Raw genomic sequence first — 19192 nt, 5'->3', positions numbered from 1 at the left:
CGGCAAGACGGCCGATTTCGGCCTGCCTTGCCGCTCATTTCTCCGCATCAGAAATTTATATCCAGCGCCAGAAAAGATAAGCGACAACACACCAAAGCAGCACCACAATGACAGCGCCGATATAGCTTGTTGGCTTGCTGTCTTGCCGGCTCATCCAGTCGTTTGCCTGTTCCCGGCAAGAAACAAGCACATGCGACGGCAGCAAGCGCACGGCAAGCCAGATCAGCGCCGGTAGTAAAAGCATGTCGTCTACATAACCGAGTATCGGCACAAAATCCGGCACCAGATCGATTGGGCTTAAGGCATACAGCACGGCCAGCACGCAAATGACTTTTGCCAGCAGCGGCGTATCCGGATGTTTGCGCGCAAACCACAGCACCATCACATCACGCTTGATGCGTCTGGCCCACATTCTTATTGTTACCTTCATTACGCCTCTATCGGATGCGGGAAAAGATTGTGCAAGGCAGGAATGCTTATAATGATTCCAGACTTTTCAGGCAACAGCATGCGGCATCCATTTTACTTGCCTTCGCTTCGCCTGCTCTTGCCTGCCAATACAGAATAACCAAAGAGAAAATCGCATCATGCCTGTCTCACTCGATCGCTTGCTGGTAGTTGGAATTTCCTCGCGTGCGCTGTTCGACCTGGAAGTGGAAGAAGCCATTTTCCGCACCCAGGGTCTGGAAGCGTATCGCCGGCATCAACTCGACAATGAAAACGAAATTCTCAAGCTCGGCGCCGGTTTCGCGCTGGTGCGCGCACTGCTCAAGCTCAATGCATTGACGCCGGAGCAGCGTCTGGTCGAGGTCGTCATCATGTCACGCAATTCGACTGAAACATCGATGCGCATCTTCAATTCCATCAAGCATTACGATCTCGACATCACGCGTGCCGTACTGTCGGGCGGCGCTTCGCTGGCACCGTATCTGCAGGCATTCAATGTCAGCCTGTTTTTATCCTTGCATGAAGACGATGTGCAGGCAGCCGTCAACTCCAATGTCGCTGCTGCACTGCTGTATCAGAAACCTGCAAATGCGCTGGAAGAACTGGATCAGATCCGGATTGCATTCGATGGCGATGCCGTGATTTTTTCGGACGAATCGGAACTGATCTATCAAACCCAGGGCATCGAGGCATTCGCGAATCACGAACGCGAAAATGCCTTGAAGCCACTGCCGGAAGGACCATTCGCACGTTTGCTGAAAGCCTTGTCCTTCATCCAGAACAGCTTCAGGAATGCACAAGGCATCGCTACGCCACCGATACGCACGGCGCTGGTCACTGCGCGCTCGTCGCCGGCGCACGAGCGTGTCATCCGCACCCTGCGCGCATGGGATGTGACGATAGACGAAACTTTTTTCATGGGCGGCGTTGCAAAGTCGGATGTGCTCGCCGCATTCAAACCGCACATGTTTTTCGACGATCAAGCCGGCCATTGCGATCGCGCCTCACCGCTGGTGCAAACCGGCCGCGTACCTTTGCGCGGCGAAGCCGGGAACAGCAAGAGTAACTGAACCCGCAGCAATAAAAAAAGCCGCCCGGTATCGCTACCGGGCGGCTTTTGTTTTTACGGACGATCTAGCGCTCCGCTACCGCATCCGCCACACACAATGCCGTCATGTTGACTATGCGCCGCACGGTTGCCGATGGCGTCAGAATATGCACCGGTTTATCGCAACCGAGCAATATCGGCCCGATCGCCACACCGTTGCCGACTGTCGTTTTCAGCAAATTGTAGGCAATATTGGCGGAATCGATGTTCGGAAAGATCAACAGATTGGCGTCACCTTTCAAACTCGAATCCGGCATCGCCTTTTTCAATTCCACCGCATTCATTGCAATGTCACCATGCATCTCGCCATCGATCTCCAGATCGGGGGCGCGCTCTCTGACCAGTTGCAGTACCTTGCGCATTTTTTGTGCCGATTCACTATTGCTTGAACCGAAATTGGAATGCGACAGCAAGGCTGCGCGCGGCGGCATACCGAAGCGGCGCATTTCCTCCGCTGCCAATATCGTGATCTCGGCCAATTGCTCCGCGCTCGGATTTTCATTGACGTGCGTATCGACCAGGAACAACTGGCGATCCGACATAATCACGCAATTCATCGCCGCATACGAGTTAACGCCGGCACGCTTGCCCAGCACCTGTTCGATATACTTGAGATGCAGATCAGTCGTACCGAAAGTGCCGCATATCATGCCGTCCGCGTATTTCTTGTGGATAGCCATTGCGCCGATCAGGGTATGACGGCGACGCATTTCCAGTTTCGCGTACTGTTCGGTCACGCCTTTGCGCAAGGTCATGGCCAGATACGTTTGCCAGAAATCGCGATAGCGATCGTCGTGCTCGGGATTGATGATGGTGAAATCGACATCCGGCTTGAGACGCAAACCAAAGCGCTCGATGCGCTGCGCCAATACGGCTGGGCGACCGATCAAAATTGGTTTTGCCAGCTTTTCGTCGACCACTACCTGCACCGCGCGCAACACGCGCTCTTCTTCCGCTTCTGCATAAACGATGCGCTTCAAATCCGGCGGTGTCGACTTCGCAATCTGGAAGATAGGCTTCATGAAGGTACCGCTGCGATAAACGAATTGCTGCAATTTATCCGCGTAGGCTTCCATGTCCTTGATCGGACGCGCAGCCACACCGCATTCTTCCGCCGCCTTCGCCACTGCCATTGCGATCTTGATCATCAGACGCGGATCGAAAGGCATCGGAATGATGTAGTCGGGGCCGAAGCTCAGATTATTGATGCCGTAAGTAGTGGCAACGATATCTGATTGCTCGGCTTGCGCCAGTTGCGCAATCGCATGCACGGCCGCGATTTCCATTTCACGCGTAATCGTGGTTGCACCGCAATCCAGCGCGCCACGGAAAATGTAAGGAAAGCACAGGACGTTGTTGACCTGATTCGGATAGTCGGAACGTCCCGTCGCAATCACCGCATCGCTACGCACCGCACGTACTTCTTCCGGCAGAATTTCGGGAGTCGGATTGGCCAGCGCCAGAATCAGCGGTCGGTCTGCCATCGCAGCCACCATGTCGGGTTTCAATACCCCGCCGCCGGACACACCGAGAAAAACATCCGCGCCGCCGATGACATCGGCCAGCTTGCGCGCATCGGTTTTTTGCGCAAATCTTTCCTTGGCCGGATCCATCAATTCGACGCGCCCCTGATACACGACGCCGGCCAGATCGGTGACAAAAATATTTTCCAGCGGGAAGCCGAGATCGACCAGCAAATCCAGGCAGGCAAGCGCGGCAGCTCCTGCGCCCGACACGACCAGCTTGGTATTGTGTATGGTTTTTCCGACGACTTTCAATCCATTCAGGATCGCGGCTGCAACGATGATCGCGGTCCCATGCTGATCGTCATGAAAGACCGGAATCTTCATCCGCTCGCGCAAGGTACGCTCGATGTAGAAACATTCCGGCGCCTTGATGTCTTCCAGATTGATGCCGCCGAAGGTCGGTTCCAGCGAGGCGATGATGTCGCACAATTTATCGGGATCAGTTTCATTGATTTCGATATCAAATACATCGATACCGGCAAATTTCTTGAACAGCACGCCTTTGCCTTCCATCACGGGCTTGGCCGCGAGGGGGCCGATGTTACCCAGACCCAGGACTGCGGTGCCGTTGGTGATGACTGCGACCAGGTTGCCGCGCGAGGTATAGCGATAGGAATCGGCCGGATTGGCAGCAATTTCTTCGCAGGCAACCGCTACGCCCGGCGTATATGCCAGAGCCAAGTCGCGCTGATTGGTAACTTGCTTGGTGGGGGTAACGCTGATTTTCCCCGGAGTGGGAAACTCGTGATATTCCAGTGCTGCTTGACGTAACTGAAGGCGAAGTTCTTCTTTTTTGTCGATGTTCGAATCCATACTAGGCTGCCGTCCTTTTTAAGCGTAGGAAAGCATTTCATTCTAGCAGAGCCGCAATGCCTGATTTTTATTTTTATACGTGTTTCTACTTATTCTTGCGATTCAATATTTGAAGCGGGCAAAGACAAAACTATCAATTCAACATTTTCAATTGATTTTGCATATAAATATTATTTCCCTATGAATCAACAAGGAATAACAGCGTTGCCGACGATGGCGCAAAAAATCTCAGGCACAAGGAAGCAGAACTCATGCATGCGTACGGCCATCTCGCTCTACCGCACCCAGAAGCACCAATAACGCAGGAAAAAACATTTGAAATTACCATCGAAGACAATGCATTCAAAGTCCCGCCATCTTGCAATTGAAGAAGGTAATATGACAACCGTGAATGAATGTGATGAGCAATCGATGCATCCCAAGTACGCGTACTCGCACGCCAACGCACGCTGGAAATGGCCGCCAAACGTTTTGCCGCCTTGAGCAGAGGGCAGCACGCCAACCGCGATTGCGCCGTACCGGCTGCTGTGCAAGCGTAACAAAACAGGATGTACCTGTATTCATCACAACTCATTCACAATGATCAATTAAGGAATTATCATGAACACGTATCAATGCATCGTTTGCGGTTTTATCTACGACGAAGCGGCAGGCATGCCGGAAGACGGTATTGCACCCGGCACCAAATGGGGTGACGTACCAGCCGACTGGGAATGCCCTGAGTGCGGCGTTGCCAAAGTCGATTTTGAAATGGTGCAGATTTAAAATAACAATTCCAAGCGTAATTTGATAGCGCTTGCAGTGATTACGGACATGCCGTGCCGGAAAATTCCGGCGCGGCATTTTGACATTAAGGATGTACATGAAACCCATCATCATTATCGGAGCAGGACTCGCCGGTTACACCGTCGCACGTGAATTTCGCAAACTGGATAAAACGACGCCGCTGATCATGATCACGGAAGACAGCGGCGGCTTTTACTCGAAGCCGATGCTGTCGAATGCATTTGCGCAAGGCAAGGGCGCACAGCAACTGATCACGCACAGCGCAACGCAGATGGCCGAGCAACTGAATGCCACGCTGATGACCGACACCCGCGTCAACGGCATCGATACCACAGCGAAAACGGTGGACACCAGCGGCGGCACATTCGAGTTTGAAAAACTGGTGCTCGCGGTGGGCGCGCAAACGATACAACTGGGCCTCAAAGGAGATGCTGCAGATCAGGTAGTGTCGGTTAATCACATTGACGATTACGCAGCATTTCGCGAACGCATCAATGCACCGAAAAATGCGAGCCCGGTACGCATCACCATCCTCGGCGCCGGTTTGATCGGTTGCGAATTTGCCGACGATCTGGCTGGCTCGGGGCACGCCATCACGCTGATAGATCCAAGTACGCGACCGCTGGCAGCACTGGCGGCCCCCGCCTTATCGGAAGGCTTGCAAGCCGCGCTGATCGCACGCGGCGTCACCTTCCATCTGGGCACAGTGGCAGAAACCGTCACTCATGCGGGCACCGACCTGCGCGTAGCGCTGGCCGACGGCGATACGGTAGAAACCGATGTTGTGCTGTCCGCAGTCGGTCTGCGGCCGGACCTGCGTCTGGCGCATGCGGCGCAACTCAAAACCGGTCGCGGCATCATCATCGATCGCACCGGACAAACCAGTGCTGCAGACATCTACGCTCTGGGCGACTGCGCCGAATACACCTGGCCGCTTGACGGCAGCACGCGCATTCTGCCGTACATCGCACCGATCATGACGGCCGGTCGCGCCATTGCCCGCACACTGAGCGGCGAACGCACCGAGATCGATTTGAAACCGGCGCCGGTCCTGATCAAAACGCCAAGCTATCCGCTGGCATTGATTCCGCCAATGCCACAAATCGTCGCGACCGGGAACTGGATAGGCGAAACCACGGAAACCGGCCGCAGAATCTGCCGTTTTTACGATGCCGACGGGATCATGGCTGGCTTCGGCGTATCGCCGCATGACAATGCCATTCGTCAGGAACTGCTCGCTGCACTGGGGCAAGCGGCCAGCATCAAGGCGGACGAAACCGCCAGTTGATATGGCGTAATGCGCCAGATATTCCACGTCCCATCCACTAGATGAAACGCTGCGCCATATACGAATAAGGCCGGCGTTTCATCTACTCTGCCCTTGCATATCCGGTCAAATTGCATAGTCTGCAAAGACCGGTACTTCCTTCTGTACAATTACAGCATGTTGTCCGAATTCGATTTGATCGCACGTTATTTCGTGCGTCACGCTCACCCCAAAAACCGCGCCACGCTCGGCATCGGAGACGATTGCGCGCTGCTCATGCAGCAGGCAGACATGCAAACTGCGATTTCCTCCGACATGCTGGTTGAAGGACGGCATTTTTTCGCCGGCGCCGATCCCTATAAGCTCGGCCACAAAGCGCTGGCCGTGAATCTGTCCGATCTGGCAGCAATGGGTGCCGAACCGCAGGCATTTACCCTGGCATTTGCCTTGCCGCGTGCCGACGAGCAATGGCTGGAACAATTTTCTGCCGGCCTGTTTGCGCTAGCGGATATGCACAACTGCGAATTGATAGGCGGCGACACGACCAAAGGTCCGCTGAATATCTGCATCACAATTTTCGGTCACACGCCGGTCGGTCAGGCATTACGGCGCGATACGGCACAAATCGGCGACGATATCTGGGTCTCCGGCACACTGGGCGATGCACGGCTGGCACTCGGCGCACTACGCGAGGAATACCCGCTGAATGCCGCTGCACTGGAAGCCGCTTGCGTGCGCCTGCATACGCCACAGCCGCAGATCGCACTTGGCCTGGCTTTGCGCGGGATTGCGCATTCTGCACTCGATGTATCCGACGGCTTGATCGGCGATCTCGGCCATATCCTGAAAAAATCCGCTGTCGGCGCCACGCTGCATGTTGATGCACTGCCGGTCGGTACCGTACTGCAGCAACAAACGCTGGAGATGCGTCGCCGTTTTTCACTGGCAGGCGGCGATGATTATGAATTGTGTTTCACCGCACCGCTATCCAAGCGCGATGCCGTGCTCGGCGCAGCCCTGTCTGCCGCAACGTCGGTCACGCGCATCGGCACGATTGAGGCCGAGTCCGGCACGCGCCTGATCGATGGCAACGGCAAACCCCTCGCCTTGCAACTCGCTTCATTCGACCATTTCGCCTGACATGAGCTCACCTTCCACGCAATCTTCTAACCCCCTCGTCAAATCCAACTCCGGCTTCATGCTGTCACACCCGGCACACATGATTGCGCAGGGATTCGGCAGCGGCCTGTCGAAAATCATGCCCGGCACTTTCGGCACGCTATTCGGCTGGCTGTCGTTCAACGTACTGTCCTTGCGCTGGCCGGAATTCTTCACGCCGTTCAACTGGTGGGTAGTGATCGTCGCCGGTTTTTTTGTCGGTGTCTGGGCCTGCGCCAAAACCGGCCGCGATCTCGGCGTTGCCGATCATGGCAGCATGGTGTGGGACGAAGTCATCGCCTTCTGGCTGGTGCTGCTATTCATCACGCCGGCAGATTTGTGGACGCAGTTTTATGCCTTCCTCATTTTCCGCTTCTTCGACATGGTCAAGCCGCCGCCCATCGCGTATTTCGACCGACGTTTCAAGGGTGGCATGGGCGTGATGTTCGACGATATCGTGGCAGCATTTTTTACGCTGCTGGCATTCGCCATCTGGCGCTCGTTCTAGGCAGGAAAAACCATGCAGAACATTCTGGAACTGGCCGAACGCACAGGCCGGTGTTTGCAGGAACGCGGTTTGCTGCTGGCGACCACCGAGTCCTGCACTGGCGGCGGCGTGGCGCAGGCGATTACGGAAATCGCCGGTTCGTCAGCATGGTTCGAATGCGGCTTCGTCACCTACTCGAACGAATCCAAAATGAATTTACTGAAGGTGCCGGAAACCCTGCTGGCGCGACACGGTGCGGTCAGCAAGGAAACTGCGGCCGCAATGTGTCAGGGTGCGCTCGCCAATAGCAAGGCCACCGTGGCGCTTTCCACCACCGGCATTGCTGGACCGGACGGAGGAACTCAGGACAAACCGGTTGGATTAGTGTGCTTCGGCTGGGCGCAGGGTGAGCAGGTACACGTCGATCAAATGATATTCAGCGGCGATCGCCATGCAGTACGCGAACAAAGCGTCGCGCATGCATTGCAGGGCTTGCTGGACTTCCTAAATACTACGCAATGACACGAAAGCCAGGCAGCATCAAACGCAAAAACGATTGATCGCGTCCCTGGTTTCCAGCGCTACCTGACGTGCGGCTTGCGCAAAAGCCTCATCCGATTTGGCATACAGAATGGCGCGCGATGAATTGATCATCATGCCGGTACCGTTCGCCGTGCGTCCGGCTTCCACCGTGGCCTTGATATCGCCGCCCTGCGCACCGATGCCGGGAATCAGCAAAGGCATGTCGCCGATTATCGCGCGCACTTGCGCCAGCTCGTTCGGGAAGGTTGCACCGACCACCAATGCACATTGACCATTGGTATTCCACTTGTCCGCCACCAGATGCGCCACATGCTGGTACAAAGGCTGGCCACCCACATCCAGAAATTGCAAATCGGAGCCGCCCGCATTGGAAGTGCGGCACAGCACGATCACACCTTTGTCCTGCCGTTCCAGATAGGGTTGCACCGAATCAAAGCCCATATAGGGATTCACCGTCACTGCATCAGCGCCGTAACGCTCGAAGGCTTCACGGGCATATTGTTCGGCCGTTGCACCGATATCGCCGCGCTTGGCATCCAGCACAACAGGAATATGCGGATAACGTTCGCGCAGGTATGCGCAAATTTCTTCCAGCTGATCTTCCGCCCGCAAGGCGGCGAAATAGGCAATTTGCGGCTTGAACGAACAGGCGGCATCCGCCGTTGCATCGATGATCGCCTTGCAAAAATCAAGGATGGCATCGGGTTTACCCTGCAAATGTGCAGGGAATTTGGCCGGATCGGGATCGAGGCCTATGCAAAGTTGCGAATTTTGCGTCTGCCATGCAGCAGACAGTTTATCGATGAAGGTCACAGCAGTTTCTCTCTTTTTCAGGCAGAACGTATTGTAACTCGTCATGATATTCTTCCCGCATGACATCACTTTCACGCAAAGACTGGGTTTTACTCGTCCTTTTGACCCTATGCTGGGGCATCAACTGGCCCATCATGAAAATAGCAGTACAGAATTTCCCACCTATCGCATTCCGTGCGCTATGCATCATCGGCTCCATTCCGATTCTATGGGCGGCCGCCCGCATGCAGCGCGCATCCCTCAAAATTTCGCGCGAAGATCTGGGAACCATTTTTACGCTGGCCATTCCGAATCTGATGATCTGGAATATTTTCATGATCGTCGGCGTCAAAATGCTGTCATCCGGACGCGCAGCCATCCTGGGTTACACGATGCCGGTGTGGGCGATACTGTCTGGCCTGATTTTTTTCCGCGACCGGATCAGTCGTCTTGGCTGGTGCGGTATCGGCTTTGCATTCAGCGGCGCACTGTTGCTGCTATCGAGCGAATTTGCCACGATGGCCGGCCAGCCTATGGGCAGCGTGGTCATGCTGGTCGCTGCTGCATCCTGGGGTTATGGCACGGTATTGATGAAGCGCACGCAAATAAAAATTCCGACCATTACACTGACATTCTGGATGCTGGTACTGACGGCGATATGCATGACCGTGGTATCGGCTTTGGTTGAGTATCGCTACTGGCGCCTGCCTACGTCCGGCGAAGCGGTGGCAATGACGTATAACGCCATCATGATCTTCGGTTTCGGCCAGGTGGCCTGGTTTACGCTCGCGCGCAAGCTGCCGCCGCTGGCATCGAGTTTGTCAGTCATGATGATCCCGGTACTCGGTGTTTTTTCCGGCGCCTGGGTGTTGGATGAAACGCCGCACTGGCAGGATTACGCAGCGATGTTATTGATACTGGCCGCAATGGGCACGGTACTATTGAAACCGCGTACCGGCACCATCAAATAAGCACCGCAAACAGAATTCTTATTCACGGAGAAATGCAATGACGAAATTACTGAAATGGCTGGCGATTGCCGCATTTGCTTCCATGCTGAGCGCATGCGGCTACAACGACTTCCAGGCAAAAGATGAAGCAACCAAAGCCGCGTGGGGCGAAGTCGTCAATCAGTACCAGCGCCGCGCCGACCTGATTCCCAATCTGGTGAATACGGTCAAGGGTTATGCATCGCATGAACGCGAAACCCTGGAGGCCGTGACCAAGGCACGCGCCGCTGCGACCAGCTTCCAGATCACACCGGAAGTGTTGAACGATCCGCAAGCCTTCAGCAAATTCCAGCAGGTACAGGGCGAGTTGTCGTCAGCCTTGTCGCGCCTGATGGCGATCTCGGAAAACTATCCGCAACTGAAAGCCGACACCAGCTTCCGCGACTTGCAGTCGCAACTGGAAGGCACGGAAAACCGCATTACGGTTGCACGCCAGCGCTACATCACAGCAGTACAGGAATACAACGTACTCGCGCGCAGCTTCCCGACCAACATCACGGCGAAAATTTTCAGCTATCCGGTGAAGCCGTCGTTCACGGTGGAAAATGAAAAAGCGATCTCGGCGCCGCCTGCCGTCAACTTCGGCAAGTAACTGCAAACCATGAAAATCCTCCGCCATCTGCTGGTTTGCACGCTCGCGTTTTTTTGCGTGCTGGCCAGCGCACAGAATCTGGTCCCGGTGCCGCCGCTCGCTGCGCGCGTCACCGATCAGATCGGCATGTTGAATGCCGGCCAGCGGACCACGCTGGAAAAAGTGTTGGCGGATTACGAAACGCGTACCGGTAGCCAGATCGCCGTGTTGCTGGTCAACAGCACAGAGCCGGAAACCATAGAGCAATACAGCATACGCGTGGCCGATGCATGGAAACTGGGCCGCAAAGGTGTGGATGACGGTGTGATCCTGCTGGTCGCGAAAGGAAACTCTGCCGCGTCCGGCCGCATGCGCATAGAAACCGGGCGCGGCGTGCAAGGCGTGCTGACTGACGCTCAATCGAAGCGCGTATTGCAGGATGTGATCGCACCGCATTTTCGGCAGAACGATTATTACGGCGGCCTGGCTTCCGGCATCTCTGTGATCACCAGCCTGCTGGATAAAGAGGCATTTCCCGAGCCGGCACAAGGCGGCAAGGCACAGAACAACGATGGCTTTGGCTGGGGGCCATTTATTTTCTTTGCTTTCCTGATCGTTATGACGATGCTGCGCAGCCGTGGTGGTGGTGGTGGCAGACGCGGCCATAGCAGCGACGGCTGGGGCAATTCTGCCGGCGTGATTCTGGGCGGCATGATAGGCAATGAAATCGGCCGTCACTCATCCGGTGGCGGATTCGGCGGTTTTGGTGGCGGTGGGGGCTTTGGTGGAGGCGGCGGATTTTCCGGCGGCGGCGGTGGTTTTGATGGCGGCGGCGCCTCAGGAAATTGGTAATGAATAAATTTTCACGCGCACTGCAGCATGCAGGCACTACAAAATCGCACGGAAAAAAAGCGTTCCCAAGCGCCACTCTGAGCGCCATTCAAACCACGATCGCTGCCGGCGAAACGCAGCATCGCGCCGAAATTCGCCTCATCGTCGAACCCTCGCTCGATCTGGCAGAAGTATTGAGCGGCATGACCCCGCGCGAGCGCGCCCGCGAATTGTTCAAGCACTACCATATATGGGATACCGAAGAAAACTGCGGCGTACTGATTTACATCAACCTGGCCGATCATCAGGTCGAAATCATTGCCGATCGCGGTATTGCACGCCTCGTACCGCCGGCTGATTGGCACGCTGTTTGCAAAACCATGACCGACGGTTTCGCACAAAAAAATTATCACGACAGCGTACTGAACGGCTTGCAGCAACTGAACACGCTACTGCAAAAATATTTCCCCGAAGGCGAATCGCCACAAGAAAATCAGTTGCCCAATAAGCCTATCCTGCTCTGAGTTTTTTGCAGGCATACAGTTGCGACAACGCTTTGTATCCAGGCGAACTCAACCATTTTCATATACCCATTGCAGCAAGGCGTCATGCGCCGCTTGTCCGCCAGGCGCATTGATATGATTGATGATGCAGACGACCGCATAACGTTTGCCCGAAGCGGCCAGCACATAGCCCGCCACCGCACGCACATCATTCAATGAACCGGTTTTGATATGCGCGCGTCCGGCGACCGTTTGCGTCAACAGGCGCTTGCGCATCGTGCCATCGTAACCAACCAGCGGCAACGCAGACATCAATTCCGGCATGACCGGCGATTGGTAGGCCGCGACCAGCATGCGTCCCATGGCTTCCGCCGAGATACGTTCGATGCGCGACAAACCCGAGCCATTTTCAATCACCAGCTGGCTCGTATCGATACCTTTGGCAGCCAGCCAGGTCTTGACGACTCGCCCGCCCCGCTCCGGGGTCGCCGGCAACTTGAGAACATCCGATGCCAGCGTCAACAACAACTGTCGCGCCATGACGTTATTGCTGTACTTGTTGATGTCGCGCACCACTTCCGGCAATGCCGGCGATTGCCACTCCGTCAGCATTCTTGCGCCGGGCGGCAATACGCCATCGTTGACCTCGCCCTTGAATACACCCCCGACATCTGCCCACAATTGACGGAATACGACATTGAAATATTCTGTTCCACTCATCTGGTAAGGGTGCAGATACCAGGTTTTCTCCCCACATGCCGCCGCAAATGAGCCGACGAAACTGGCACCCTTGCGATCCAGCGTCGGCAACGATTTTGCCTGCCAATCGGCACAGGCACCATCCAGCAGTACGGGCGGCGTAATCGGATAGCCGGCCAGTGGCGGATCAACGCTGACATCCACCAGATGACGCGCCGGATCAGGCAAAAAATGAAAGGCGAATACCTTGTAATTCAGCAGCAAGGCATCCGGCCCGACGTTATATGGCTTCAATGGGTCACCATCGAATCGCGCTGCATCGTAGGTCATGCTGTCAAAAGCACTGCGATCCAGGATCAGATTGCCGCGAATTTCGCGTATTCCGGCGGCGCGAATCTGGCGCAGCAATTGCCAGAATTTTTCCGTCACCAGTTTGGGGTCGCCGCTGCCCTTGATCACCAGGTCGCCATTCAATACATCGCCACTTTGTGTTCCGGTGGCATAGACCTGGGTTTTCCAGGTGAAGGCCGGACCCAGCAAATCGAGCGCGGCATTACTGGTCACCAGTTTCATCGTCGAAGCCGGATTGAAACCGACCGTACTATTGACGGCAATGCGCGGCACCGGCCCCGAAACCTCTTGCACGTAGGCACCCACCGCATTGAGCGGAATCCCGCTGCGCTTCAATGCATCGGTGACGGGCAAGGGCAATCCCGCTGCATGGACACAAGAGAAGCAGGAAGCGATGGGGAAAAACAGGGAAATGGCAAAAAAGAGCTGTTGGACGATTCGCATGGCAGTGAAGAGTATGAAGTCCGTCGATTATTACATGGCGGGAAAAATTGCCCATGCTCATACTCGAAAATTACTTGTCCCTTAATGTTGTGCAAAAGAGTCGGATTTGCTACCCCTGTCCCGGCAAGCGCATAGAATCTGCCGATATGCATATCCTGCCGGCAATCGGCATTACAATAAGATGCTCCAATGCATGATGTCCAATCGCGCTTAGACGACCATATTATGTTGCTGACCATTCATCCACTTCCCCGCTGTGCTGATACTTCAGCAAAAAATAATATCTTGCGGACGGGCTGGATGGGCGCAGGTATGCAGCAGCATATTGAATTCTGTCGCGGACGCCTTGTCCTGCAGTGCCCTCCAACAACACTCCATTCAGCAGCGTTCCATTAAGTGCCTGCCACCCCACTCTTTACATACATTGCCTGGATAGGCATCAGCGCAGTCGGCCTGACACTGCTACTGGCACTGATGATGGTTTATCTGCGCATCTCGCTCAATCGACGGCAGCAGGAAGAACGCGCTTTTCTGGACGTCTGGCGACCGCTGCTGTTGAGTGCGCTGGACTCCTCCGTTTCTGCGGTTTTGCCAACGCTGGCCGTACACGAGCGCGTGCATTTTCTAAAACTCTGGAACAATTTGATACACAGCGCGACTGGTACCGCTGCCGATAATCTGATCAGCATTGCCTATTCCGTCGGCGGCGATTATTTTTCGCGTCGCATGCTCAGACACGGCAGCCGTGTCGAATGCCTGCTGGCGACGCTGGCCCTCGGCCATATGCGCGATCATCCGTCGTGGGAATTGCTGGTGACACAAACGCTCTCCGCCGACAGCGTCACTTCCATTAATGCCTTTCAGGCTCTGGTGCAGATCGATGCAGAAACCACTGCCCAGCAATTGATACCGCTGCTGCTGGCACGCGACGACTGGCCGATCGCCCATGTCGCGGCCATCCTGCAATCCGCACATGGTGCATTTCTGCTACCCCTGCTGGAGGCAACCGCAGAAACAAAATCCGTACATCTGGTGCGTACCCTGCACCTGATCGAAGCGCTCCATCTGGCAGTGCCGCAAACGACGGTGCTGCGTCTGCTGGATAAGGCCAACGATACCGAAACGATTATTGCTGCACTGCGCATCGCCAACGATGCCGGCTTGCTGGGACATATTCGCGCTTACTTAAGCCATCCAGACTGGCGCGTACGGGTACAAGCAGCAAAGGTATTGGGACGTATCGGCGAACACGCCGACGTCAACCGGCTGATCCCATTGCTCGCCGATGCAGAATGGTGGGTGCGTTACCGCGCTGCACGGGCTCTGGTGGGGATGCCGTTTTTCAGTATCGCGGAAGTGGAACTGCTGCGCGACAATCTGTCCGACCGCTTTGCACGCGATATGCTCGGCCAGGTACTGGCGGAAAGACGTCCAACATGAACCTGCAATCATTCGTTGCTATAGCGACCTGGTGCGTGATCGGCTACTTCATCGTTTCCAAAATCAGTTATTTTTTTCTGAACGTGCTGTCGATATTCAACATGCATCGCATCGAGCAGGGAAAAGTGCTGGCGGATCTGCCGCAAATCTATTCCGGGCTCGAGCCGCCTATCAGCCTGTTGCTGAGCACACGCAATCATGCAACGACCATTGCCGCTTCGGTACAGGCCTTGCTGCAACTCGATTACCCGACCTTTGAAATCATCGTTGTCAATGACGGTTCGGACGATGCCAGCCTGGATACCCTGATCGCGGCCTTCGACCTGCATGCCTTCCCGGAAGCCTATCGCATCCAGCTGGCGACGCAGCCGGTACGGCGCATTTATCGTTCGACACGCTATCCGAATTTGCGCGTCATCGACAAGGAATACGGCGGCCAGGCAGATGCATTGAACGCCGGCATCAATGCTTCACGCTATCCATTATTTTGCAGCGTCGATGACAGCACGATCCTGCACCGCGACAGCCTGCGCCGCATCGTTGCACCCTTCCTGAACGACAACAAGGTCATCGCAACAGCAGGTGCGGTGCGGGTCGCCAATGGCTGCGAACTGAAAAACGGCTTGCTCGACAAGATAGTCTTGCCACAACACTGGCTGCCCTTGTTTCAAATCATTGAATATCTGCGCACCTCGCTGTTTGCACCGCTGGGTTGGTCTATCCTGAATGGCATGCTGATCGTGCCGGCTGCGGGTGTCGGTCTGTTCCGCAAGGAAGTGGTACTGGAAGCTGGCGGCTACCGCACCGACACGACCATCGAAAACATGGAACTGATCGTGCGCATGCACCGCCTGATGCGCGACAAGCGGCAAGCCTATCAAATTACCTTCGTTGCCGATCCGGTGTGCTGGCATCGGGTGCCACAAGACCTGATGGCTCTGAAAAACCAGCGCATACGCTGGCAGCAAGGCCTGCTGGACAGTCTGAGTCAAAACATGGGCTTGCTGTTTTCCCGCAATGGCGGCGTCCCGGGGCGTGTCGCGTTCCCCTTCTTCATTCTGTTTGAATGGCTGGGCCCGGCCATTGAATTATTCGGTTATATATTCATCCTGCTCGCCTACGCAGGCGGCCTGATTTCAGGACAAACCTGTCTGGCATTCTTTTCTGTGGCGATCGGGCTGGGAATCCTGCTGTCGGCGTCCGGCTTGCTGCTGGAAGAAATGTCTTTTCATCTCTATCCAAGAACAGCCGACATTGCAAAACTGGCGGGCATTGCGATTATCGGCAATCTGGGTTATCGCCAATTGAATCTGGCATGGCGCTCACTCGGTATGGCTTGCTGGCTGATGGGACACAAGAACGGCAGAAACAGAATCGAATAAGTGCAAAGTCGGATGGTCTGTGCGCGAGGCGCCCGGATCCTCAGAGGGTGGTCGTTTCAAGCTGCAAACGCTTGCCGTCTTTCAGCATGACGCTGAATGCTTCTGCAGTAACCGGACGACTGAAGAAGTATCCCTGGATTTGATCGCAATTGTGTTCGCGCAAATAGGTAAGCTGCTCCTCGGTTTCCACCCCTTCTGCAATCACGTCCAGTCGCAGGCTGTGCGCCAGTGAAATGATGGAGGCGACGATCGCCGCATCGTCCGGATCGATCGTGATGTCATTGACAAACGAGCGATCGATTTTCAATACATCGATCGGAAAACGCTTCAGATAGGACAGGCTCGAATAACCGGTGCCGAAATCGTCAATCGACAGTTGCACGCCCAGTGCTTTCAACTCGCGCAGAATCCCGATCGCACGATCGACATCTGCCATCACCAGACTTTCAGTCAACTCGATTTCCAGATATTCCGGCGCCAGCTCCGCTTCACACAAACTGGCCGCAATCGAATCCACCAGATCCTGCTGGGCGAACTGACGCGCAGACAAATTGACCGACATGCGCAAATATCCGAGTCCGCTCTCCTGCCATGCCTTGTTCTGCAGGCAGGCGGTACGGATGACCCACGCGCCAATAGGCACGATCAAACCGGTTTCCTCGGCCAGGCCGATAAAACGTATCGGCGGCACCATGCCCAGCTCCGGATGCTGCCAGCGTATCAATGCTTCGACACCGACAATTTTTCCGCTGCGCAAATCCACTTGCGGCTGATAATGCAGCGTGAATTCCTCGCGCTCCAGCGCATTGCGCAAATCACCCTCGATATGCAAGCGTTCCAGCGCACGTTCATTCATCGCCGGCGTATAAAACTGGAAGTTGTTACGTCCGGTTTCCTTGGCGCGATACATCGCAATATCCGCATGCTTGATCAATTCTTCCGGCGTTTCACCATCTGCCGGATAGACGGCTACGCCGATGCTGCCACTGATGAAAAATTCGTGGCCCTCTATCGTCAGCGGCTGCGCAATCGATTCCATGATCCTTTGCACGATGCCGGTCGATAGACCGGCGTCGGTGCGCTCGGGCAGAATCAGCACGAACTCATCGCCACCCATGCGCGCGACCGTATCCGTATCGCGCACTGCCGCCTGCAAACGCGTCGACACGGCTTTCAGTAATATATCGCCGGCCTGATGTCCCAAAGTATCGTTGACGAATTTGAAGCGATCCAGATCGACAAACAGAATCCAGATCGGATGTCCGTAGCGATGTGCATAAGACACTGCCTGCCCCAGACGATCGCGCATCAGGCTGCGATTCGCCAGTCCGGTAAGCGCATCGCGATTGGTCTGAAATTCCAGTTCCGACTCATAACGCTTGGTGGCGGTGATGTCGTATTGCACCACAATGAAATGACTGACCGTACCGGTATCATCCTTGACCGGCGCGATATACAGATCGCTCCAGAACAGCGTGCCATCCTTGCGGTAGTTGCGCAGAACAGCATGACCTTCCCGTTCTGCGCTGGCAGTAGCGCGGATTTCTTCAATGCCAGGCTGATCGACATCCTTGCCCCACAAGAAACACAGGTTGACGCCGATCGCCTCTTCCGCAGAATAGCCGGTGATGCGCTCGAATGCAGGATTGACATATTCAATCGCATAATGCGGCGCGACGGCACTGATAATGATGATGGAATTTGCGCTGGCCTCGATCGCACGCTCGCGCAGTTGCAGCGCGTATTCAGCCCGCTTGCGTGCTGCAATATCGGCGCTCAGATCTTCATTGGCGATGCGTAATTGTGCAGTCCGCTCATTGACCAGCAGTTGAATACGCCGCGACCTGTCCAATACCGTCTGCAGGTAAATCGCTGCCCCTGCTGTGAAAAGCAGGCCAACCAGGAAGGCCCACAATGCGTTGCTGCCTCCCATCGTGAACCAGGCGGGCGGCGTTGATACCAGCATATGCCAGGTCTGCCCTGCGACATTGAATGTATGGCGGTAAGGTTCGGGTTGATTGTAAAACAGCCATGTTGGGAAAACAGACAGCGGCTGGACAGTTGGCTCGGCACTGCTGCCTTTATAAAAAACCAGGCTGCCCTGATCGCTCTTCTCGCTCGCATATACGCTGATATTCATATCGAGATCGACCTTCGACACCAGCAGAAATCCTTCTGCCGCCAGCGATTTGGCAATCAGGTCGCTACTGCGAAACACCGCTGCCGTATCGCCGATGAGCGCCTGCCGTCGTGCGGCAACATCGGTCAGCGGAGCGCCTTTGCGATACACCGGCATCAGCACGATGATGCCTTTTTGCATTTCACGTTCCTGCGTCAGAGGCAGCAGGCCGGTAGCTGAAGGTTCGCCGGTATCCACCGCGCGCTGCATGGCCACCGTCTGGAATGGATAGGAATCGGCATCCACCCCGAACGCCGCTTCGTTGCCCTGCACGGGCTCGATATATTCCACCACACGATAATGATCGCGCTCCCCGACAGGCGCCGGTACCGGCTTCCCATGCGATATATCCATGATCGTGAAATCCGGATACTGCGCACGCATGGCCAATTCATACTGTGGCCGCCCTTGGGCGGAGACAATGCGATGAAAATTAAGTGCCTGGATATAAGGGTTGCGCACCAGCAGCGGCGTGGCAAAAGAACGGAATTGTTCGTGACTTACCGTATCGAAGGCGACGAACAGGCGATTGACGTCGCGTAATACACTGAGCGAACTATCGAGCCCATTCTGCACGGCAGCAACACGCACTTTCGCCTGCTGCTGGAAATCGATATCGACTTTGTCGTGCTCAAGCCGACGTAGCGACGTAAAGAGCAACGCGCTGATCAGCACCCCCAGCAATAATGTCAGCATGGTTGCCGATGACAGGGAAAAAACGGGGCGACTACGCATCAATGGAATTTTCCATGCGGAATTGTCTCAAAGTCGAGAGAGTAATGATGATTACAGATTCAATATCGGATAGGCGCAACATACGCCAATAATTTCCGTAGAGCAACTTATTTACACCAG

At 55.3% G+C, this 19192-nt stretch carries 17 protein-coding genes; 12 read left to right on the top strand and 5 right to left on the bottom strand.

Annotation, left to right across the window (positions count from 1 at the left end; all coding sequences use genetic code 11):
- Positions 1 to 55: 55 nt before the first annotated feature.
- Entirely contained in the window at positions 56 to 430 is a 375-nt protein-coding gene (locus tag ACIQW9_RS00300) for a YkvA family protein (protein ID WP_402331446.1), read from the bottom strand.
- Positions 431 to 587: 157 nt separating this feature from the next.
- Here ACIQW9_RS00300 and ACIQW9_RS00295 point away from each other — a divergent pair, with 157 nt between their 5' ends.
- Positions 588 to 1517, top strand: a complete 930-nt coding sequence (locus ACIQW9_RS00295) for a 5'-nucleotidase (protein ID WP_402331443.1) — start codon at positions 588 to 590, stop codon at positions 1515 to 1517.
- 64 nt (positions 1518 to 1581) lie between these two features.
- On the opposite strand, the gene ACIQW9_RS00290 is transcribed toward ACIQW9_RS00295, so the two are convergent.
- A complete protein-coding gene (locus tag ACIQW9_RS00290; protein ID WP_402331440.1) occupies positions 1582 to 3894 on the bottom strand; it encodes an NADP-dependent malic enzyme in 2313 nt (770 codons plus the stop codon).
- A gap of 600 nt (positions 3895 to 4494) precedes the next feature.
- On the opposite strand from ACIQW9_RS00290, the gene ACIQW9_RS00285 reads away from it, so the two are divergent.
- The 5 genes from ACIQW9_RS00285 to ACIQW9_RS00265 all read left to right on the top strand — a co-directional run bounded on the left by ACIQW9_RS00285 (position 4495) and on the right by ACIQW9_RS00265 (position 8114).
- Positions 4495 to 4659: a rubredoxin gene (locus ACIQW9_RS00285; protein WP_402331437.1), complete on the top strand. Its 165-nt coding sequence runs from the start codon at positions 4495 to 4497 to the stop codon at positions 4657 to 4659.
- 97 nt (positions 4660 to 4756) lie between these two features.
- Positions 4757 to 5968 carry an FAD-dependent oxidoreductase gene (locus ACIQW9_RS00280; protein WP_402331435.1) on the top strand — a complete coding sequence of 404 codons (1212 nt, stop codon included), beginning with the start codon at positions 4757 to 4759 and terminating at the stop codon, positions 5966 to 5968.
- 156 nt (positions 5969 to 6124) lie between these two features.
- The gene (gene thiL, locus ACIQW9_RS00275; protein WP_402331432.1) at positions 6125 to 7087 is read left to right on the top strand and encodes a thiamine-phosphate kinase; all 963 of its coding nucleotides are present in this window, start codon (positions 6125 to 6127) and stop codon (positions 7085 to 7087) included.
- Position 7088: 1 nt separating this feature from the next.
- Positions 7089 to 7613, top strand: a complete 525-nt coding sequence (locus ACIQW9_RS00270) for a phosphatidylglycerophosphatase A (RefSeq protein ID WP_402331429.1) — start codon at positions 7089 to 7091, stop codon at positions 7611 to 7613.
- A 12-nt stretch (positions 7614 to 7625) separates the two neighbouring features.
- Positions 7626 to 8114, top strand: coding sequence for a CinA family protein (locus tag ACIQW9_RS00265; RefSeq protein WP_402331427.1), 489 nt, complete (start codon positions 7626 to 7628; stop codon positions 8112 to 8114).
- Between the two features lie 18 nt (positions 8115 to 8132).
- Here the strand turns inward: ACIQW9_RS00265 and pyrF are convergent, their stop codons facing one another.
- A complete protein-coding gene (gene pyrF, locus ACIQW9_RS00260; protein WP_402337787.1) occupies positions 8133 to 8948 on the bottom strand; it encodes an orotidine-5'-phosphate decarboxylase in 816 nt (271 codons plus the stop codon).
- A 59-nt stretch (positions 8949 to 9007) separates the two neighbouring features.
- On the opposite strand from pyrF, the gene ACIQW9_RS00255 reads away from it, so the two are divergent.
- The 4 genes from ACIQW9_RS00255 to ACIQW9_RS00240 are packed head-to-tail and all read left to right on the top strand — an operon-like array spanning position 9008 to position 11863.
- Positions 9008 to 9898, top strand: coding sequence for a DMT family transporter (locus tag ACIQW9_RS00255; protein WP_402331424.1), 891 nt, complete (start codon positions 9008 to 9010; stop codon positions 9896 to 9898).
- Positions 9899 to 9935: 37 nt separating this feature from the next.
- Positions 9936 to 10529: a LemA family protein gene (locus tag ACIQW9_RS00250; protein WP_402331422.1), complete on the top strand. Its 594-nt coding sequence runs from the start codon at positions 9936 to 9938 to the stop codon at positions 10527 to 10529.
- A gap of 9 nt (positions 10530 to 10538) precedes the next feature.
- Positions 10539 to 11360, top strand: coding sequence for a TPM domain-containing protein (locus ACIQW9_RS00245; protein ID WP_402331419.1), 822 nt, complete (start codon positions 10539 to 10541; stop codon positions 11358 to 11360).
- Positions 11360 to 11863: a TPM domain-containing protein gene (locus ACIQW9_RS00240; protein ID WP_402331416.1), complete on the top strand. Its 504-nt coding sequence runs from the start codon at positions 11360 to 11362 to the stop codon at positions 11861 to 11863. Before ACIQW9_RS00245 ends, ACIQW9_RS00240 begins: the two co-directional genes overlap by 1 nt.
- A gap of 48 nt (positions 11864 to 11911) precedes the next feature.
- Here ACIQW9_RS00240 and dacB read toward each other — a convergent pair whose 3' ends face one another.
- Complete coding sequence (dacB, locus tag ACIQW9_RS00235) at positions 11912 to 13336, bottom strand: D-alanyl-D-alanine carboxypeptidase/D-alanyl-D-alanine-endopeptidase (protein ID WP_402331413.1); 1425 nt, start codon at positions 13334 to 13336, stop codon at positions 11912 to 11914.
- A 396-nt stretch (positions 13337 to 13732) separates the two neighbouring features.
- Between dacB and ACIQW9_RS00230 the strand changes: the two genes are divergently transcribed.
- Positions 13733 to 14776, top strand: coding sequence for a HEAT repeat domain-containing protein (locus ACIQW9_RS00230; RefSeq protein ID WP_402331410.1), 1044 nt, complete (start codon positions 13733 to 13735; stop codon positions 14774 to 14776).
- Complete coding sequence (locus tag ACIQW9_RS00225) at positions 14773 to 16158, top strand: glycosyltransferase family 2 protein (protein WP_402331408.1); 1386 nt, start codon at positions 14773 to 14775, stop codon at positions 16156 to 16158. Before ACIQW9_RS00230 ends, ACIQW9_RS00225 begins: the two co-directional genes overlap by 4 nt.
- Positions 16159 to 16198: 40 nt before the next feature.
- Here the strand turns inward: ACIQW9_RS00225 and ACIQW9_RS00220 are convergent, their stop codons facing one another.
- The gene (locus ACIQW9_RS00220; protein ID WP_402331405.1) at positions 16199 to 19072 is read right to left on the bottom strand and encodes an EAL domain-containing protein; all 2874 of its coding nucleotides are present in this window, start codon (positions 19070 to 19072) and stop codon (positions 16199 to 16201) included.
- Between the last annotated feature and the right edge of the window lie 120 nt (positions 19073 to 19192).

The sequence above is a fragment of the Herminiimonas sp. NPDC097707 genome (assembly GCF_044761395.1).
In the GTDB taxonomy this organism is placed as follows: domain Bacteria; phylum Pseudomonadota; class Gammaproteobacteria; order Burkholderiales; family Burkholderiaceae_D; genus Oxalicibacterium.
This window is presented reverse-complemented; position numbering and strand designations above follow the sequence as displayed.

What these genes read in the sequence shown, in the direction of transcription:
- ACIQW9_RS00285 (WP_402331437.1), top strand. Translation starts at nt 4,495, where the DNA reads ATGAACACGTATCAATGCATCGTTTGCGGTTTTATCTACGACGAAGCG.
- ACIQW9_RS00280 (WP_402331435.1), top strand. Translation starts at nt 4,757, where the DNA reads ATGAAACCCATCATCATTATCGGAGCAGGACTCGCCGGTTACACCGTC.
- ACIQW9_RS00290 (WP_402331440.1), bottom strand. Translation starts at nt 3,894, where the DNA reads ATGGATTCGAACATCGACAAAAAAGAAGAACTTCGCCTTCAGTTACGT.
- ACIQW9_RS00270 (WP_402331429.1), top strand. Translation starts at nt 7,089, where the DNA reads ATGAGCTCACCTTCCACGCAATCTTCTAACCCCCTCGTCAAATCCAAC.
- ACIQW9_RS00245 (WP_402331419.1), top strand. Translation starts at nt 10,539, where the DNA reads ATGAAAATCCTCCGCCATCTGCTGGTTTGCACGCTCGCGTTTTTTTGC.
- ACIQW9_RS00265 (WP_402331427.1), top strand. Translation starts at nt 7,626, where the DNA reads ATGCAGAACATTCTGGAACTGGCCGAACGCACAGGCCGGTGTTTGCAG.
- ACIQW9_RS00300 (WP_402331446.1), bottom strand. Translation starts at nt 430, where the DNA reads ATGAAGGTAACAATAAGAATGTGGGCCAGACGCATCAAGCGTGATGTG.
- ACIQW9_RS00250 (WP_402331422.1), top strand. Translation starts at nt 9,936, where the DNA reads ATGACGAAATTACTGAAATGGCTGGCGATTGCCGCATTTGCTTCCATG.
- dacB (WP_402331413.1), bottom strand. Translation starts at nt 13,336, where the DNA reads ATGCGAATCGTCCAACAGCTCTTTTTTGCCATTTCCCTGTTTTTCCCC.
- ACIQW9_RS00225 (WP_402331408.1), top strand. Translation starts at nt 14,773, where the DNA reads ATGAACCTGCAATCATTCGTTGCTATAGCGACCTGGTGCGTGATCGGC.
- ACIQW9_RS00295 (WP_402331443.1), top strand. Translation starts at nt 588, where the DNA reads ATGCCTGTCTCACTCGATCGCTTGCTGGTAGTTGGAATTTCCTCGCGT.
- ACIQW9_RS00240 (WP_402331416.1), top strand. Translation starts at nt 11,360, where the DNA reads ATGAATAAATTTTCACGCGCACTGCAGCATGCAGGCACTACAAAATCG.
- ACIQW9_RS00255 (WP_402331424.1), top strand. Translation starts at nt 9,008, where the DNA reads ATGACATCACTTTCACGCAAAGACTGGGTTTTACTCGTCCTTTTGACC.
- ACIQW9_RS00220 (WP_402331405.1), bottom strand. Translation starts at nt 19,072, where the DNA reads ATGCGTAGTCGCCCCGTTTTTTCCCTGTCATCGGCAACCATGCTGACA.
- thiL (WP_402331432.1), top strand. Translation starts at nt 6,125, where the DNA reads ATGTTGTCCGAATTCGATTTGATCGCACGTTATTTCGTGCGTCACGCT.